The organism is Rhizobium sp. RM, assembly GCF_013390595.1.
Taxonomy (GTDB): domain Bacteria; phylum Pseudomonadota; class Alphaproteobacteria; order Rhizobiales; family Rhizobiaceae; genus Agrobacterium.
This window is the reverse complement of sequence record NZ_JACAWV010000008.1, coordinates 606,996-623,805: the sequence shown is the minus strand read 5'-3', so window position 1 is coordinate 623,805 and position 16,810 is coordinate 606,996. Positions and strand designations below refer to the sequence as shown.

17 protein-coding genes are annotated in these 16,810 nt (G+C 56.8%); 5 read left to right on the top strand and 12 right to left on the bottom strand.

From position 1 onward, the window contains the following. The first annotated feature begins 213 nt into the window (after positions 1-213). The gene (locus tag HWX89_RS11970; RefSeq protein ID WP_138794688.1) at positions 214-1,371 is read left to right on the top strand and encodes a PA0069 family radical SAM protein; all 1,158 of its coding nucleotides are present in this window, start codon (positions 214-216) and stop codon (positions 1,369-1,371) included. A gap of 303 nt (positions 1,372-1,674) precedes the next feature. After that, positions 1,675-2,328, top strand: coding sequence for a ribonuclease HII (gene rnhB, locus HWX89_RS11965; protein ID WP_138794957.1), 654 nt, complete (start codon positions 1,675-1,677; stop codon positions 2,326-2,328). A 254-nt stretch (positions 2,329-2,582) separates the two neighbouring features. On the opposite strand, the gene HWX89_RS11960 is transcribed toward rnhB, so the two are convergent. The 12 genes from HWX89_RS11960 to HWX89_RS11905 form a co-directional block, all read right to left on the bottom strand. Continuing rightward, entirely contained in the window at positions 2,583-3,068 is a 486-nt protein-coding gene (locus tag HWX89_RS11960; protein ID WP_138794687.1) for a F0F1 ATP synthase subunit B, read from the bottom strand. Positions 3,069-3,070: 2 nt separating this feature from the next. Continuing rightward, positions 3,071-3,709 (bottom strand): F0F1 ATP synthase subunit B, encoded by a 639-nt coding sequence (locus HWX89_RS11955; RefSeq protein WP_138794686.1) that lies wholly within the window; start codon positions 3,707-3,709, stop codon positions 3,071-3,073. A gap of 80 nt (positions 3,710-3,789) precedes the next feature. Continuing rightward, positions 3,790-4,017, bottom strand: coding sequence for a F0F1 ATP synthase subunit C (locus HWX89_RS11950; protein ID WP_138794685.1), 228 nt, complete (start codon positions 4,015-4,017; stop codon positions 3,790-3,792). 72 nt (positions 4,018-4,089) lie between these two features. After that, positions 4,090-4,839, bottom strand: a complete 750-nt coding sequence (locus tag HWX89_RS11945; protein ID WP_138794684.1) for a F0F1 ATP synthase subunit A — start codon at positions 4,837-4,839, stop codon at positions 4,090-4,092. 64 nt (positions 4,840-4,903) lie between these two features. After that, positions 4,904-5,269 (bottom strand): AtpZ/AtpI family protein, encoded by a 366-nt coding sequence (locus HWX89_RS11940; RefSeq protein WP_138794683.1) that lies wholly within the window; start codon positions 5,267-5,269, stop codon positions 4,904-4,906. Positions 5,270-5,539: 270 nt separating this feature from the next. Further along, a complete protein-coding gene (locus HWX89_RS11935) occupies positions 5,540-6,688 on the bottom strand; it encodes a cell wall hydrolase (protein WP_178340716.1) in 1,149 nt (382 codons plus the stop codon). 146 nt (positions 6,689-6,834) lie between these two features. Further along, positions 6,835-8,754, bottom strand: a complete 1,920-nt coding sequence (locus tag HWX89_RS11930; protein WP_138794681.1) for a potassium transporter Kup — start codon at positions 8,752-8,754, stop codon at positions 6,835-6,837. Positions 8,755-8,769: 15 nt separating this feature from the next. Then, positions 8,770-9,747 (bottom strand): magnesium transporter CorA family protein, encoded by a 978-nt coding sequence (locus tag HWX89_RS11925; RefSeq protein WP_138794680.1) that lies wholly within the window; start codon positions 9,745-9,747, stop codon positions 8,770-8,772. Positions 9,748-10,088: 341 nt separating this feature from the next. Then, the gene (locus HWX89_RS11920) at positions 10,089-11,222 is read right to left on the bottom strand and encodes an Mrp/NBP35 family ATP-binding protein (protein WP_138794679.1); all 1,134 of its coding nucleotides are present in this window, start codon (positions 11,220-11,222) and stop codon (positions 10,089-10,091) included. A gap of 111 nt (positions 11,223-11,333) precedes the next feature. Then, the gene (locus tag HWX89_RS11915) at positions 11,334-12,557 is read right to left on the bottom strand and encodes a CmpA/NrtA family ABC transporter substrate-binding protein (RefSeq protein ID WP_138794678.1); all 1,224 of its coding nucleotides are present in this window, start codon (positions 12,555-12,557) and stop codon (positions 11,334-11,336) included. Between the two features lie 78 nt (positions 12,558-12,635). Then, positions 12,636-13,376, bottom strand: a complete 741-nt coding sequence (locus tag HWX89_RS11910; RefSeq protein WP_138794677.1) for a helix-turn-helix transcriptional regulator — start codon at positions 13,374-13,376, stop codon at positions 12,636-12,638. Between the two features lie 168 nt (positions 13,377-13,544). Continuing rightward, on the bottom strand, positions 13,545-14,372 hold the full coding sequence (locus HWX89_RS11905) for an IclR family transcriptional regulator (RefSeq protein WP_246705136.1): 828 nt from the start codon (positions 14,370-14,372) through the stop codon (positions 13,545-13,547). 80 nt (positions 14,373-14,452) lie between these two features. Between HWX89_RS11905 and HWX89_RS11900 the strand changes: the two genes are divergently transcribed. Genes HWX89_RS11900 through HWX89_RS11890 form a run of 3 tightly spaced genes read left to right on the top strand, consistent with a single transcriptional unit; the run spans position 14,453 to position 16,808 of the window. Further along, on the top strand, positions 14,453-15,253 hold the full coding sequence (locus tag HWX89_RS11900; protein ID WP_138794675.1) for an SDR family NAD(P)-dependent oxidoreductase: 801 nt from the start codon (positions 14,453-14,455) through the stop codon (positions 15,251-15,253). Further along, entirely contained in the window at positions 15,253-16,167 is a 915-nt protein-coding gene (locus HWX89_RS11895) for a 2-dehydro-3-deoxygalactonokinase (RefSeq protein ID WP_138794674.1), read from the top strand. The genes HWX89_RS11900 and HWX89_RS11895 overlap by 1 nt, the downstream gene beginning before the upstream one ends. 11 nt (positions 16,168-16,178) lie before the next feature. After that, on the top strand, positions 16,179-16,808 hold the full coding sequence (locus HWX89_RS11890; protein WP_138794673.1) for a 2-dehydro-3-deoxy-6-phosphogalactonate aldolase: 630 nt from the start codon (positions 16,179-16,181) through the stop codon (positions 16,806-16,808). The last annotated feature ends 2 nt before the right edge of the window (positions 16,809-16,810 follow it).

Genomic DNA, 16,810 nt, shown 5'->3' with positions numbered 1-16,810 from the left:
AAATTAACGCCCGATGGCGACGCCATATTTGCCCGCGTGGCATCACAACCGGCGAGCATGATATGCGATCAACGATATTTTGTTCTTGTATTGTTCTTTTTTTTGCAGTAGGAATTTAATCATTCGGAGAGGCGATGAAGTCGCTGTCCGGCGAGGAACGGTTTAGGGCGTTTCATGGGCCTTTTCGGCACATGCGCTCTAAGGAGCACCCAGATGAGAGACCATATGCTTTCGGGCGAGGCTGCCTTTCAGCCTGGCCATACGCAGGATATTGCCAATGCGATGGCCGACGCATCGGGCTTGCGCATCGAGATCGACCGCCGGCGCGGACGTGCTGCCGGCATCAATCCAGGTGGGCGCTTCGAGCAATTGCAGCATGAAGTGTTCGACGATGGCTGGCAGACGCTTGAAGACATGCCGGAGTTCCGCACCGAAGTGCAGGTCGAAAAGCCACGCTCTATCATCACCCGTAACGAGTCACCGGACATTCCTTTTGATCGTTCCATCAATCCCTACCGCGGCTGCGAACACGGCTGCATCTATTGTTTTGCTCGCCCGACACACAGCTATATGGGGCTGTCTGCCGGATTGGATTTTGAATCGAAACTGTTTGCCAAGCCAGATGCGGCAAAGCTGCTTGAAAGAGAACTCGGAAAGCCCGGCTACAAGCCACGTGTCATCGCCATCGGCACCAATACCGACCCCTATCAGCCAATCGAGCGCGAATGGCGCATCATGCGCCAGATTCTCGAGGTTCTCGCAGAGGCGGATCATCCCGTCGCCATCGTTACCAAATCCGCGCTGATTACACGGGATATCGATATCCTCGCTCCCCTGGCGAGTAAGGGGCTCGTCAAGGTCGGCATCTCGGTTACCACACTTGACCGCAAGCTGGCGCGCACGATGGAACCACGCGCCTCGACACCGGCAAAACGGCTTGAGGCGATCAAGACTTTGACGGACGCAGGCATTCCCTCAGCCGTGATGATGGCGCCTGTTATCCCTGCCCTCAACGACCACGAGATCGAGCGGATACTGGAAGCCGGCAAAGCCGCTGGTGCCACGGAGGCGTCTTACGTGTTGTTGCGTTTGCCACTGGAAGTCAGCCCGTTGTTTCGCGACTGGCTGCTACGGAATTATCCTGACCGCTACCGGCATGTGATGTCACTCGTTCGCTCCATGCGCGACGGCAAGGATTACGACGCCGAGTTCGGCAAGCGCATGAAGGGCGCAGGTCCCTACGCCTGGCAGATCGGACGCCGGTTCGAAATGGCAACGAAGCGGCTCGGACTGGTGCGTCGCGGCATTCTTCTCCGAGACGATCTGTTCAAACCGCCGGGGGGTTCCGGCGTACAGCTTTCTCTACTTTGACCTGCGCGGGATATCCCGCGTCAGATGCCTGTTTTCGCGCATGTCGTCAGCGTTGAATCGCTCAATGCTTTTGCACGACACGCTGAATGAAATGTCCGACGCGTTTTCCCTGGTGCGCCGGTCATAATGTCCCCGGAACCGCCGCCTCGCGTGCGATCACTCCTCCTGCCGCCCCATTGGAGGATCACGGTCATGAAGACCTGTGGATGCAGCCCGCCACGCCCCTTGATCGGCCGGTTGTTTCCCATCGCTCGCTTTCCGGGGGCTTGCAGGAGATCGGGTGTGTGTGCCAGTTTCTGCCGCATGAAACGCCGCACCGCATCCGATTCTCCCGCTCTTTTCGACCTGCTCGACACTGGTCCGGATTTTTCCCTGGAACTGGAGGCGAAGGCTGGCGGATTGTGGCCCGTTGCCGGGACTGATGAGGCCGGGCGCGGACCACTTGCGGGCCCGGTTGTCGCAGCCGCCGTTATTCTCGACCCCGACAATATTCCGTCTGGTCTCAACGATTCAAAAAAGCTTTCCAAGGCAAAACGAGAAGCGCTGTTCAAACAAATCATGGAAACTTCGCTTGTTTCCATCGCTTCCTCCGGTCCAGCACTGATCGATGACATGAACATCCTGCGCGCCAGCCTTGACGCGATGCGACGCGCCGTGCTCGGTCTTCCCGTGTCGCCATCTCTCGTTTTGGCAGATGGACGCGATATGCCCCCCGGCATCGCCTGCCAGTCAAAGGCTGTCATTAAAGGCGACAGCCGTTCGCTATCGATTGCCGCAGCGTCGATTATTGCCAAGGTCACAAGGGACAGGATGATGGAGCGTGCCGCGCAGGTGCACCCCGCCTATGGCTTCGAGGGGCATGCGGGCTATGGCACAGCAGCCCATCTGCGCGCCATTGACGATCATGGCCCCTGCCCATTGCATCGCATGAGCTTCCGGCCACTGCGCCAGGACTAAGCAAGACCGCAGATGTTCCCGCCGGCAGATCATTGGACTCTCCTTTTGAGGGATGCCTTCATCGAATGACCGCGGCATTTTTATGGCCCAGAGCGGCGAAGCGTGAGGGCACGTCTTCGTAACGAAAACAGGTGACCGCTCGCCGCAATTCGCTTGATTATGGACGGTCGCGAATGCTGGCGCAGCCAATACACGAAACAAAAAACCCCTCGCGGCAAGCCGGAGGGGTTCTTTTAATTACAACTGAAGGAAACTTAGTTCAGCTTCGACTTCACTTCGCCGATGGTGGCGGTAAAAAGCTTTGCTTTCGCAGCAGCCGTCGTCTTGTCGGCAATCAGCTTCTCGGACGCCGCAATCGCGATGTCGACAGCAGCAGAGCGAACGGCGCCAATGGCGTCTTCTTCGGCCTGCTTGATCTTCTGCTCGGAAAGAGCCGTACGGCGTGCGACGAATTCTTCCGTCTTTGCCTTGGCCTCAGCCGTCAGAGCAGCCGCTTCACGCTCAGCCGCGGCAACAATGCCAGCAGCTTCGGCTTCAGCTTCCTTACGCTTGCGCTGGTACTCGGCCAGCAGATGCTGAGCCTCTTCACGCAGGCGCTTGGCTTCCGCCAGTTCCTCAGTGATGTTCTGCGCGCGCTCGTCGAGCGACTTCGCCAGCATGCCCGGAACCTTGAGGTAGGCAATCAGCACGAAGAAGAGAACGAGACCGACGAGAGCGAAAAATGATGCATCAAACGCCATGATCAGACTCCCTTCACTTCCGAAGCGGCAGCAACAGCAGCCTTAACGTCTGTGTCCTTGACCTTGGCGCCAACCAGTTGGTCAACGATCGCGGTCGCGGTTTCTTCGGCAATATTACCGACGTCGGCAAAAGCCTGTTCCTTGATGCTGGCAATACGCTTTTCAGCGGCTGCGAGCTTGTCCGCAAGGTCTGCCTCGATTGCAACACGGTCAGCGTCCGCTTTCGCCTTTGCGGCGTCGCGAGCAGCAGAACCGATAGAGCTCGCCTTTGCACGTGCAGCAGCAAGTTCTTTTTCATAGGTTTCGACGGCTGCGTCGGCTTCCGACTTCAGCCGGGCCGCTTCGTCGAGATCCTGTGCGATGCGCCCGTGGCGATCTTCGAGGATGCTGCCGACGCGCGGTACGATGACCTTTTGCATGAGCACGTAGAAAAGGCCGAACGTAATGGCCAGCCATAGAAGCTGGGATGCATATGTCGACTGGTCGAACGGCGGAAATACGCCGGATCCGTGTTCGGCGCCATGCGCCACGCCGGTTTCCGTATGCGTTGCTTCCGGGGCTGCGTGGCCTGCAGCCGGTGTTTGCGTCGTCGTTTCAGTAGACGCCGGTGCTGACTGGGCAAAAGCCTCGGTCACGAACATGCTCACCTCCAGGGGTACTGCAAATGCGAAGGATCACGGCACGCTGATCTGCGAGCCGTGATCCAAACCTGATGCCGATATTAGACAGCGAACAGGAGAAGGAGAGCAACGAGCAGCGAGAAGATGCCCAGAGCTTCCGTAACGGCGAAGCCGAATACCAGACGGCCGAACTGGCTGTCAGCAGCAGACGGGTTGCGCAGTGCGCCGGACAGGTAATCACCGAAGATACGGCCGAGTGCGAGAGACGTACCAGCCATGCCGAGGCATGCGAGACCTGCGCCGATGAACTTTGCTGCTTCCGCTTCCATGTGAGACTCCTTCGAAATGGTTGTTTGCGGCTGTTTTTGACACCCGATTGCCGGGGCCAGCGACTTTACTTCTCAGTGACCACCGTGCACGGCGTCGTTCAGGTACATGCATGTCAGTACCGCGAAGACGTAGGCTTGCAGGAAGGCAACGAGAAATTCTAGAGCGGTCATGGCGACCGTCATGAGAAGAGGCAGGATTGCGCCACCGACACCGATCGCGCCGAGCGCGCTCATGGATGCAACGAAGCCTGCGAAGACTTTAAGTGTGATGTGGCCGGCCAGCATGTTCGCGAAGAGACGAACGGAGAGGCTGATCGGACGGGACAGGAACGAAATCACTTCAATTGCCGAAACAAGCGGCAAGAGTGCTGCCGGAACACCAGACGGCGCGAAAACGCCGAGGAAATGGAGGCCGTGCTTGTAGAAACCGTAGACAATGACCGTGCCGATAACCAGGCAGGCAAGCGCGAAGGTAACGATGATCTGGCTGGTAACCGTGAAGAAATACGGGAACATGCCGAGAAGGTTCGCGGTCAGCACGAACATGAACAGCGAGAACACGAAGGGGAAGAAAACCATTCCCTTCTTGCCTGCGCCTTCACGCAACATCGAAGCGATGAATTCGTAAGACATTTCCGCGACGGACTGCATACGGGTCGGGATCAGACCGCGCGTCGACGTTGCGAAATACAGGAAGCCTGAAGCGGCTGCGACGGTCGCGACCATGAAAAGCGACGCATTGGTGAACGAAAAATCGACTCCACCGATTTCGATCGGAATGATCGGCTGCACCAAGAACTGATGGGTCGGATCGTTTGCCACCGGCTGCCCTCTTTACCTGTCGCCGCGCGTAGCGGCACCATCTCTCAATTATCCGAAAAGCTGGTCACAGACCGTGCTTTCCACCCTCGTCCTTTTTGTCCGCCTTCTCCAGCAATGGCGGCTTTGCCACCATGCCTGCTGCGCGCAACACATTCAGTACGCCTGCGCAGAAACCGAGAAGAAGAAGAACGATCATCCCCCACGGCGACGTGCCGGCAAAATAGTCCAGAAGATAACCCAGCATAGCGCCGACCAAGATGGCCGAAATGAACTCAGAGGAAAGCTTGATCGCCGTCGCAAAGCCCTTTCGGCTTTCGGCTGCGTTGCGCTCCGCCCTCTCTTCCGCCTCATCCTCCGCCTTCACCTTCGCCAGTTCATCGGCTAGGCGCTTGCGGCGCTCGTCCAGACTATCGTTACGGTTGCTAGTCATCTCGAAATCCTGCCCATTTCCTCCGTTCCAGCCATGCCAGAACCCTTTGGAGTTGTAAACGGTGACGGATTAAGCCTGTTCCAGCCCGCTCTGAAGTCGGCCGCAACATAGTTTTAGGGGCTTCTGTAGTCAAGGCACTGACACCGCTTGATTCAGCACAAATTAATCATTGAAAAACAATGACTTGCGCCAAAATCGGCATTTGCAGGTGATGTTTGTCGCGGGAATCGGCATTTTTGACACGAAAAATGCGACAATTTCGGGTGCTTATCAGCTCCAGCCGCCGCCATACGTCCGGTAGAAGACGTGCAAACCGATTCTCCCGACTTTTTTCATCGTCTTGCCCCAGGCGGGACGCACGTAAACCGCATGGTAATGGGTCGCTGAGCCCACTTCGGTCAGCCAGATCTTGCCGGACGTTGTCGCCATCGCAACCTCACGCGCCATCTTCCAGTGGCGCTGCGAGTTGACGCGGTCCCTGATGTTGTCACAGGCAAAGGAAAACTGGCAGCGATTGCGCCAATCCTGGTTCTGATAAACAACACCACAAATAGTCTTGGGATAAGCGGGGTTACGCACACGGTTCAGGATAACCTGCGCCACTGCCGCCTGACCTTTGACGGACTCGCCTCGGGCCTCGAAATAGATGCCGGACGCAAGGCACTGCTGTTCAGCAGCGGAAAAGACGTCGGCTGGGAGAGCCGTCGCGGCCCAGGCGTGATCGCCTTCACCGATTTTGGGCACAAAGCGACCCGCATCCGGCTTCTTGAGAATCGCATCAAACGGCGACTCTCGGGCAAAATCCGGCTCGGCCGGTGCATAAGCGGTGGCAAGAATATCCGGCGTGCGATTTGTCACCAGTTCAGCCAGCATTGGAGAGACTGATCTGTCAGCCTTCTTTTCCTCACGGCGGAAATAGAAAGACGCCAGTTCCACGTCCTTGCTGCGTTTCGATTTCACGAAACCGGCGCGGTCCTTGCGTTTCAACGGCTCGATATCCAACATGCTGGTGCGCTGTAGAACGGAACCGGCAGTGAATGCTTTGGGCGGCTGCATGATTTCGGTGGCGACCACCCGGCCCTTTTTTGCCGCGCGATTGACGCGGTCGCTGTCCGGCGACGTTTCCTCACCCTTCTTGTTGGTGACGAAAGCAACCTTTCGGCCATCCGGCAAGGTCATGCCACTGCCTGAGAGGGTTGTGTCCTTGGCCTCGTCAAATGCAAGCGAGGCGTCATGAACTGAACCTGCCGGTGAGTTGGTCAGCACCATCCGCCATTGTTCGCCTCCCCTGTCCAGCCCCGCCAGCATTGAGGCCAGATCCGCTCGCGCGGCGAATGATGGAAAGGCCAGCCAGGCGGCCAGGCCGAACACCACGGGCGAAGCCCATTTTTCAACGGACGCAAAGGACCGACGACGCATGACACTTTTCGAACGCAAAACCCGCACTCCGAACACAGGCAACGACACTTGTTACATGCGTTCGAGAATCTCTTATTAACCTTGATGGTTGGTTAACGCCGGAGACGGATACGGCTTCACGTTAATGTGTAACCAGTTTCTAATAGTCAGATGACGACGTGAGAGCCCAGTTCCACAACGCGGTTGGCCGGAAGACGGAAGTAATCCGAAGGGTCGGCCGCCGTTTCGGCAAGCGCAATGAACAGGCGGTTTTGCCAACCCGGCATGCCCGACTTCGGGTCCGGCACAAGCTTTCTACGGCCGAGATAAAACGAGGTCGACATGATGTCGAACTTGTAGCCGGTACGCCTGAGATAACCGAGACCCTGGGTGACGTTCTGCGTTTCCATGAAGCCAAAATGCAGTTCAACCACCACGAAACGTTCGCTCATCTTCGTCAACGTATAACGGTCTTCGGGATGAACGCGCGGCTGATCCTCGGTGCGGATCGTCAGGATGACGTTCTTGTCGTGCAGAACGTGATTGTGCTTGAGATTGTGCAGCAACGCAGCCGGTGCGGTTTCCGGATCGCCCGTAAGGAAGATCGCTGTGCCGGGTACCCGAACCGGAGCGTGGGCGCTTTCTTTCTCTACCGACGCAATGAACGCCTTCAACGGCACATCGGTGCGGCGGGTCTTGGCAAACAGGATCTTCGAGCCACGCTGCCAGGTTGTCATGATCACCGTAAAGGCAATCGCCAGCAGGACTGGCACGTAACCACCATCGTGAATCTTGAGGAGGTTGGCACCCAGGAAGACGAGCTCGAGCGCGAGAAGTGGCGCCAGCACGCCGACGGCGAGATAAAGCGGCCACTGCCAACGCTTACGAACGAACTCAAAAAACATAAGGCTTGTCACAACCATCGCACCGGTCACGGAGATACCGTAAGCGGTCGCAAGTGCATCTGAGCTTTTGAATGTCAGAACCAGGGCAACGACGCCAAACAGCAGAACCGTGTTCACGGCCGGCAGATAAATCTGCCCTGTATTAGTTTCCGAGGTGAAGAGAATTTCCATGCGCGGCAGATAGCCAAGATGGATGGCCTGTCGAACAAGAGAAAATGCGCCTGTAATGACCGCCTGGCTGGCGATGATCGTCGCCGCCGTCGCCAGAATGACAGCCGGCAAAATCGCCCATTGAGGGAACATCAGATAGAACGGATTGAACATTGCGGCCGGGTCCTTGAGGACCAGCGCACCCTGACCGAGATAATTCAGCGTCAAAGCCGGAAACACCAGGCAGAACCACGCCCATTGAATGGGGCGGCGACCAAAATGGCCGAGGTCGGCATAAAGCGCTTCAGCACCGGTGATCGTCAGGAAAACCGCGCCCAGAACGACGATGCCGTAAAAGCCCTCATTGGCCAAAAACGTGACAGCGTTCCAAGGGTTGAATGCGTAAAGAATATTGAAATCGTCGGCGATGTGAACAAAACCGATGCCACCCATGACGATGAACCAGATTGCCGTAATCGGACCGAAGAATTTCGCGACCGTTCCCGTACCGTGCGACTGGATGGCAAAGAGACCAATCAGAATGCCGACAGAGATCGGGATGATGAACTCATCCATGGCCGGCGTAACGAGCTTCAGGCCCTCAACAGCAGAGAGCACGGAAAGCGCTGGCGTGATCATCGCGTCGCCTAGAAACAGCGCCGCGCCGATCAGGCCGAGAAAAATGAGGACGCTACGATGCGTGCCTGCGGTTTTCATCAACAGGGCAAGGAGCGAGAGCGTACCACCCTCACCGTCGTTGTCGGCGCGCAAAAGAAGGCTGATATATTTGAACGTCACGATGATCGTCAAAGCCCAGATCATCAGAGAGGTGAGACCAATGACTTCGTCGGTGGTCACGCCGTCATGGGAAATAGGGCGCAGCGCTTCGCGGAAGGCATAAAGCGGGCTTGTACCGATATCACCATAAACAACGCCGATGGAGCCCAGAATGGCCGCATAGAGGCCCTTGTTTGCATGGTCCTCACCCGCCTCGGGTTTTTCGGTAGAGTCTTTGTCGAAGACTTGCGACATGATGATCCTGACCCTTTAGAGCCAGCCCTTCCAACGAAAAAAAAGAAACGGAATGATTGCCGACATCACCATGATGAACAGCGCAACCGGATAACCGATCGCCCATTTCAACTCCGGCATGATCTCAAAGTTCATACCATAGACCGACGCCACGAGCGTGGGCGGTAAAAAGACCACCGAGGCGATGGAGAAAATCTTGATGATGGCATTCTGCTCGACATTGATGATGCCGAGCGACGCATCCAGCAGAAACGTCAGGTTGCCGGAAATGAAGGAGGCGTGTTCCGAAAGCGACTGGATATCGCGCACGATCAACTTGCCAAGTTCCCTGGCTTCCTTGTCCTTCTGAATCTGAACCGTCGTGTGCAGAAACGTCTGCATGCGCGCCAACGAGGTCAGACTGTCACGAACCTTCGAGATCAGGCGGTGATAGGACGCGATATTGGCGAGACGATCTTCGAGATATCGTGGTGCCTTGCGCTTGTTGCGCGACTGGCTGCCGAGAATATCCGCAGCCAGGTTGTCGATGCCGACCACAGAATTTTCCAGAATTTCAGCCGTGCGATCGACAATGGTTTCCAGCAGCTTCAACAAGAGCGCGGTTCCACTGCGCATGTCGTGCGGTACGCGGGTGATCGCGGAAATGAACAGGTTGAAGGATTTCGGTTCGGCATAACGGATCGTGACGAGACGTTCACCAGCCAGGATGAAGGCGACATCCGTCAGGCGCGGATCTTCCGAATCGACCTTCCAGACCAGCGAGGCGGTCATGAAGACATTGCCGCCTTCCGTGTAAAGCCGGCTGGAAGGCTCGATGTCCTTGAGATCCTCACGGGTCGGCAGATCGAGGCCAAGCAGACTTTCGACACGCTTCTCCTCCGCCCTGTCAGGATTGACGAGATCGATCCACACGATATCGGTCGGAATCTGTTCGATCCCATCGTCTGGCGACAGGTCGATTGCCTCGCAATTGGCGCGATAGGCTTTTATCAATCCGTTTCTCCGGTCTGCGTTCGCGCTACGACCGCAGTGCTGCTTAACACATCCAACTCGCTATCGGCAAACCGTGGAATGTCTCCTTCAGAGAAACATTCAACGCTTCAGATTTTGTGTCTCGCCTGCCTTCAGACGATCCATGAGCCAAACGGCGCTGGCGTATGCGCCCTATGCCACACGGAATCAAGCACTATTTTTTCAAACGTGCCGACAGCTCCCTGCATAAACGTCATGACGGGCGTATCAGTTTCGAACAACGTCCATTTAACAGGCTGTTTTAACCGGATTATTTAAAACAGCCATTGTCGCAACAGCACGCCGCGACATAGACTTTTGTCTTATTCGAAGACTATTCTCGGCGCGGCTTTTCGTTCTCCCGCACCAATTCTCGCCCAAACCTTTTCGGCGATTTCGCGATAAATCTGCGCCTGCGGACCATTCGGCTCCGCAGCGACAACAGGCGTGCCAGCATCCGACATCTCTCGAATGCCGATGGTCAGCGGCACCTCTCCGAGGAACGGCACACCGATGCGTTCAGCTTCCGCCTTGGCGCCGCCGTGACCGAAAATATCGTAGCGCGCTCCTGTGTCAGGAGCGATGAAGTAACTCATGTTTTCGACGATACCGAGCAGCGGCACCTCGACCTTTCGGAACATGGTGATACCCTTGCGCGCATCGATCAGGGCGAGATCCTGCGGGGTAGAAACGATCACGGCACCCGCCAGAGGAACCTGTTGGGCAATGGTCAGTTGCGCATCGCCCGTGCCGGGCGGCATGTCCAGGACCAGAACATCCAGCTCCCCCCAGGCAACCTCGCGCAGCATCTGCATCAGGGCGGATTGCACCATCGGGCCGCGCCAGATCATGGCCGCTTCCTCATCAACGAGGAACCCCATGGACATGACCTTGAGGCCGTAATTTTCCATCGGAACGATGATCCGGCCTTCAAGTTGCTCGGGCTTACCCGAAATTTTCAAAAGCCGGGGCAGTGACGGCCCATAGATGTCGGCATCGAGAATGCCGACTCGCAGGCCTATCGCCTGAAGTCCAAGCGCCAGATTGACCGCCGTGGTGGATTTGCCAACGCCACCCTTGCCCGACGCGACCGCGATGATGGCACCGATACCGGGAACGCCGACCTTCGTACCGCGTGGTGCCTGGGTCTGGGCAGGCGCGCGACCGGTTGCGGCGGCCGGGCGGGCCGCCTGTTGCTGACCGGGTTTGCGATCAGCAGTCAGGGCGACGACCGCACCAGCGATGCCAGGGACGCTCTTTGCAGCCTGTTCGGCCGCAAGCCTCAGCGGCTCCATCTCCGAGGCCTTGTCCGCCGGGACCGTGATCGAAAAATAAGCCTTCGCGTCGGCAATGAATATCTCAGACACCATGCCAAGGCTCACAATGCTTTTGCCGCTGCCGGGATAGACGATTGCCTCCAGCGCTTTTTCGACCTGATGCTTGCTGACCTCTGCCATGTGCTTCGTACTCCACTGCGTCATCCGCAGAAACGCGGGATGCGTCTTCACGCCACCCATAGACAAGCCGAAGCGCTCCGACAATGTCAAAGCACCATGATCTGTCGGCTTTCAGATTTCGTCGTCCATCTCAAGCGTTTCCGGGTCGAAAACACGGCCGTCGAAGAAACAGTCGGGGCCGAGCACAAGACCGGTGCGCGATGCTCCGACATAGACGGGATGTTTCAACGTGCCTTCGAGCTTGAGGTTCGCACCCGGCACCGGCACAAAAAGCGGCTTCATTGCCTTGCGGTAGATGTCCGGCCTGTAAGCATTTTGCGCGGCTTCAACAATTTTCGCATCGTGGCGCAAGTTCCCGGCAATCTCACCCCAGCGCAGCATCTGACTGAAGAACCACAGCGCCTGGCTCTGCCAGGGAAAGTTGGCGGCCTTTGCGCTTGTGACGAAGAATTCGGGATGCCGCTGCATATCACGCACGGAAGTTGAGATGTATCCCGTCAAGGCAGGCAGCAGAAATTCGCCGTTGGTCTGCAGATAATGCGGCGCTGCCAGGATACCGGCCAGTTCTTCGATATTGGCCTGGTTCGTACACCATTCTCCGGCCCGATAGAGAGCCCGCAGCAATCCTTCCAGCAGATCCGCGTTCTCATCTGCCCATTGTCGCTTCGTAGCCAGCAATTTTTCCGGTGCATTTTGCCAGATAAGGGCTCCTGTCGTGACGATCCGCCCCGCGCCCGTCAGCACAACCGCGCTTCCCGCTGGCTCGGCCGTGTAAATGGCGTCGACTTTGCCGCCCTCGATCAATGCCGGCAGCACGTCCGGCGCCGCTTCGACAATTTCCATGTCGCGTCCGAGCAGGACACCGCAACTCCCCAGAAGATATCGCAACACATAGAAAGGCGTCGAGACAATGCTCTCCATGGCAAAGACGGGCGGATTTTCGCCGGATGCTCTGCGCGCACCGCAGACACGCGCCACGGCTCGGCCGAACGCGGCAGGGTCAGGCAGTTTCAGCCCTTCGCGATACAGTTCATCATAGAATTCGTGGGAAACAGTAATCGCCGAGCCACCAAGGGCCAGCGTAAAAATTCCGATGACACCATCAGGCACATCATCGAGCCCGACTGCGGAACCAACAGGAACGGGCGCCGGCAGGTGGGCAATCTCTACTTCGTTTTCGCTCAGCGCGCCGATGACAGCGCGCGCAGTTTTCTTGCGGACAAGCTCCAGCACCACCCCTTCATCGGCAGCAAAACCCTTTTCGGCAGCAACGACCAGCACAGCGCAATCGACGGTAGGAGAAAATCCCGCTTTTACCTTACGCTTTTCCGGCAAACGATTTCTCCTTTCCGGTGATTCGAAAAGAGGATCGCCCACGAAAGGGTTTATCACAATGATAAAATAGCGATTTCGTTATTTTATCAGGCCAACACGTAAAGCCTTTGCTACTGCCTGCGTGCGGTTGACGGTGTCGAGTTTCTTCGTCGCCCGGTTCAGATAATGATTGATGGTGTGCTCCGACAACATCATGATCTCGGCGATTTCAGCGCTTGTCTTGCCGGCCGCCGTCCAATTCAGGCAGTCGATTTCCCTCTCGCTTAAGGTTTCGGGAACACGCAGATCCTGGCGCCGAATTTCCGAAAGACGCGCGAATATATGCGTCGCTATGTAAAAGAGTTCGGCAATCTGCCCCTGGCCCAAGGAAGTTTTGTTCCCCGAAAAGGAAACCGCGCCCCGATATGCCGTCACGTCGTGCACCGGAAACCAGACGGAGTTGACCATTTCGAACCTCTCGAAGAGGCCGATGAGCGTTTTCTTGGCGGTTGTATCCGTTCCCTTGGAAAGGAAATCAACGGAGACGTCAAAAGGTGTGGTGGTTTTGCGCAGGTGCGCCATAACCTTGCTCTTCTGCAACAGCCCTTCTTCGTCATAGCGTTGCAGGAGTTCTGCCGGCCAGCTGGTGATGATGGTGTGTTGCGACAGTTCGCTGGTGATTTCCGCCGACAGGTCCAGAACCATGAAGGCCTTGAACTCCCACGCCTCCGTTAGGCGTTTCAGAAACCGGAAAATATCGAATTGCGTGTTGAGACCTGCGATCTCTCGAACGCAATCAACACCAAACGTCGGAACGGCGGTCGTCTTCATATTCTGCATCAAAGCGATTCTTCGAAAATGGGAGAGGCCGTAGCGAAGTTTAAAATTTCGCATGGCGATTGTTGTGAAATTTACTCACCAAAACGATTCATGCAAACAAAAGTTGAATATTTAATCATATATGCACAAAAGGAAGAACTTTCCGCCTAAGGGTTCTTCCCCGTATCTTCAATGGGACCCCGCAACAGGCGGCAGCCTGTAACGTAGCTCCAGCGCTATTTTTTCGGCGGTTTCGCCAACAAGAGTTCCCCACAACGTCAATTGTTCCAGGCTAATGCGGTAGGCGGGTCCCGTCACAGACACCGCCGCCTGAAAGTTGCGCCCTGTCGCCTTAATCGGCGCGGCGACGCAGTGAATGCCGACTTCGTGCTCCTGTCGATCAAAACCATACCCAGTGTTACGGATTGCAGATATTTCAGCAAGAAGTGCTTCGGCGTCGAGAAGAGTGTTTTCCGTAAAGCGATGGAAATTCAGATTTGCCGCAATAGTCCTGACTTCGAGATCGGACAGGAGCGACAAGGCTGCCTTGCCAACTCCGGTACAATAGGCCGGAGACGAATTGCCGACCTGCGAATGCATTCGAAGGGCATGCTTCCCCTCGATCTTGTCGAGATAGGTGACCTCCCCGCCGTACAGAACGCCAAGATGAACAGATTCTCCTGTTGCTTCGTGCAGGGCTGTCAGATGAGAGGTAGCGACACTGCGAAGATCGTTTCCACTCCATGCCCGCGCTGCAAATCGCAGAAGCCTCAAGCCAACGGCATAGGTCTGATCGGTAGACTGTTCGATCAAACCCTCAGCAACGAGATGCGTCAACTGGCGGTGAACCGTCCCACGCGGCTGACCGGACGCTTCGACGATATCGGTGAAACGCATCGGCTTTTCAGCAATCGCAACCAGTTCTAAGAGAGAAATGGCCTTTCCCAGTGTGCCTGTCGTGCTGTCCTCACGGGAATTGACGTCCGAAGAGGCGCTCTGCCTGTCGCCATTGGCCATGATATATCCGCCGTTATCTGCCTTGACATCCATTCGAAGCCAAGAGAATAATTCCATTTAATAAAATCTAGTTCCAAATAATGGAACAAGCAAGTGCAAACCCACGAGACGATATTATGATCGAAGCCAAGTTTCCGGATCTCCAGGACGAGGGCGTCCTGATTACGGGAGGCGGCTCAGGCATTGGCGCAGCGCTCGTAGAGGCCTTTGCGGTTCAAGGTGCAAGAGTATCATTCATAGACATTGCCGAAGAGCCAAGCAGAGCCCTTGCAGAGAGACTTTCGGCAACGACCCGGAATCCCGTGCGATTTTTCAACGCCGATCTGCGTAAAACATCGGAGATTGGCGACGTAGTGAAGGACGCTGCCCGAGCGACGGACGGAATCAAGGTACTTATCAACAATGCCGCCTGGGATGACCGCCACGACATCGACACCGTCACGGAAAGCTATTGGGACAACAACCAGTCGGTCAATCTGAAGCAGATGTTCTTCGTCACTCAGGCTGCTCTGCCTTTTCTGCGACAAGCCGGCGAAGCCTCGATCATCAATTTTTCATCGATCTCCTTCCTTCTCAATATGGGAGACCTGCCCTCCTACGCAACGGCAAAAGCCGGCATCATCGGACTGACGAAGAGCCTTGCAGGGCGACTTGGCCCGGAAAACATCCGCGTCAATGCACTCTTGCCGGGCATGATCGTGACCGAACGGCAAAAGGAACTCTGGCTTACCGATGATTCCATTGCCACGACGACACAACGTCAGTGTCTGAAGCGAACGCTTCTGGCAGACGATCTCGCGGGCCCGTGCCTGTTTCTCGCATCATCGACATCACGCGCCATCACGGCGCAATCCATTATTGTAGACGGAGGCCTTTTATAATGTCCGAACCCGCTTTTATCGCCGTCGACTGGGGAACAACCAGTTTCCGGCTCTGGCTGATGAGCCGATCGGGCGAGGTGCTTGCCGAAAGACGCAGCGCGGAAGGCATGACGACCGCCATGCGTACCGGTTTCGCGGAGGTGCTGCAAACCCATCTCGATGCCATTCAGGCCCCAGCAGGCCTTCCGGTTCTCGTCTGCGGCATGGCCGGCGCACGCCAGGGCTGGGTTGAAGCCGGCTACATCGACGTGCCCGCCACCCTTTCCTCCGTGATGAATGGGGCAGTGCGTGTACCGGGGCAGGAACGTGACGTTCGCATTTTGCCGGGTCTCGCCCAGCGTGCAGCTACCGCGCCCGATGTCATTCGTGGCGAAGAAACCCAATTGCTGGGTGCACTGACCTCAGCCGGCGGAGGCGAAAAACTGGTCTGCATGCCCGGAACGCATTCCAAGTGGGTAACTGTCAGTGGTGAACAGGTCACGGGGTTTGCAACTTTCATGACCGGTGAGCTGTTCGACGTCATCTCCAAGCAGACGATCCTGTCGCATGCACTGGCGGAAGCGGAAGGCTTCACCGGCGACCACGCGGCATTCAAGGCAGCGGTGGCTGATATATACGAGCGCCCGCAGATGGCGACCAACCGGCTGTTCACCCTCCGCTCTGGCCAGCTGCTGCATGGACTTTCGGCGACGGACGCAAAAGCCAAGCTCTCCGGCATCATGATCGGCCTCGAGATTTCCGGCGCGCACTCCATCGCCTCGAAAGATACGCCGGTTGTCTTGATCGGTTCCGGGCCACTTTCCACTCTCTATGAGGGCGCCTTCAGAGCGCTCTCCATTCCCTATACGGTCATCGACGCAGACGAGGCCGTACGGCGCGGATTGCTCGCCGCCGCAAACGCCATCTGGGCATAAGGACGACTATCATGCGTATCCCCTTTCCTTCCATCAAATACCCGTTGATCGCGATTCTACGCGGCCTCAAGCCTGAGGAAACGGAAGGCGTCGTAGGCGCCCTGATCGAAACCGGTTTTCGCGCCATCGAAATTCCGCTGAATTCGCCAGAGCCGTTCCGCTCCATCGAAATCGCCGCGAAAATGGCACCGGCCGACTGCCTGATCGGTGCCGGCACCGTACTGACGACCGAAGAAGTTGAACAACTCGATGCGGCCGGCGGCAAACTTGTGGTCAGCCCGAATGCGGACCCTGATGTCATCGTCGCTGCCCGGGTAAAGGGCATGGTGACGATGCCCGGTGTCCTGACGCCGACCGAAGCTCTCGTTGCCGCCAAGGCTGGCGCAACGGGTCTGAAATTCTTCCCGGCCAGCATTATTGGTCCGTCCGGCATCAATGCCATCCGCACAATTTTGCCGAAGGATCTGGTCATTGCCGCTGTGGGTGGCGTTTCAGACAAGAACTTCTCCGAATACACCAGTGCAGGCATCACCGCCTTTGGTCTCGGAACCAGCCTTTACAAGCCCGGCATGACGGCAGCAGAGGTCCGTGAGCGTGCGGTCGTGACCCTTGCTGCTTACGATGCCGCCATCGGAGGATAGTG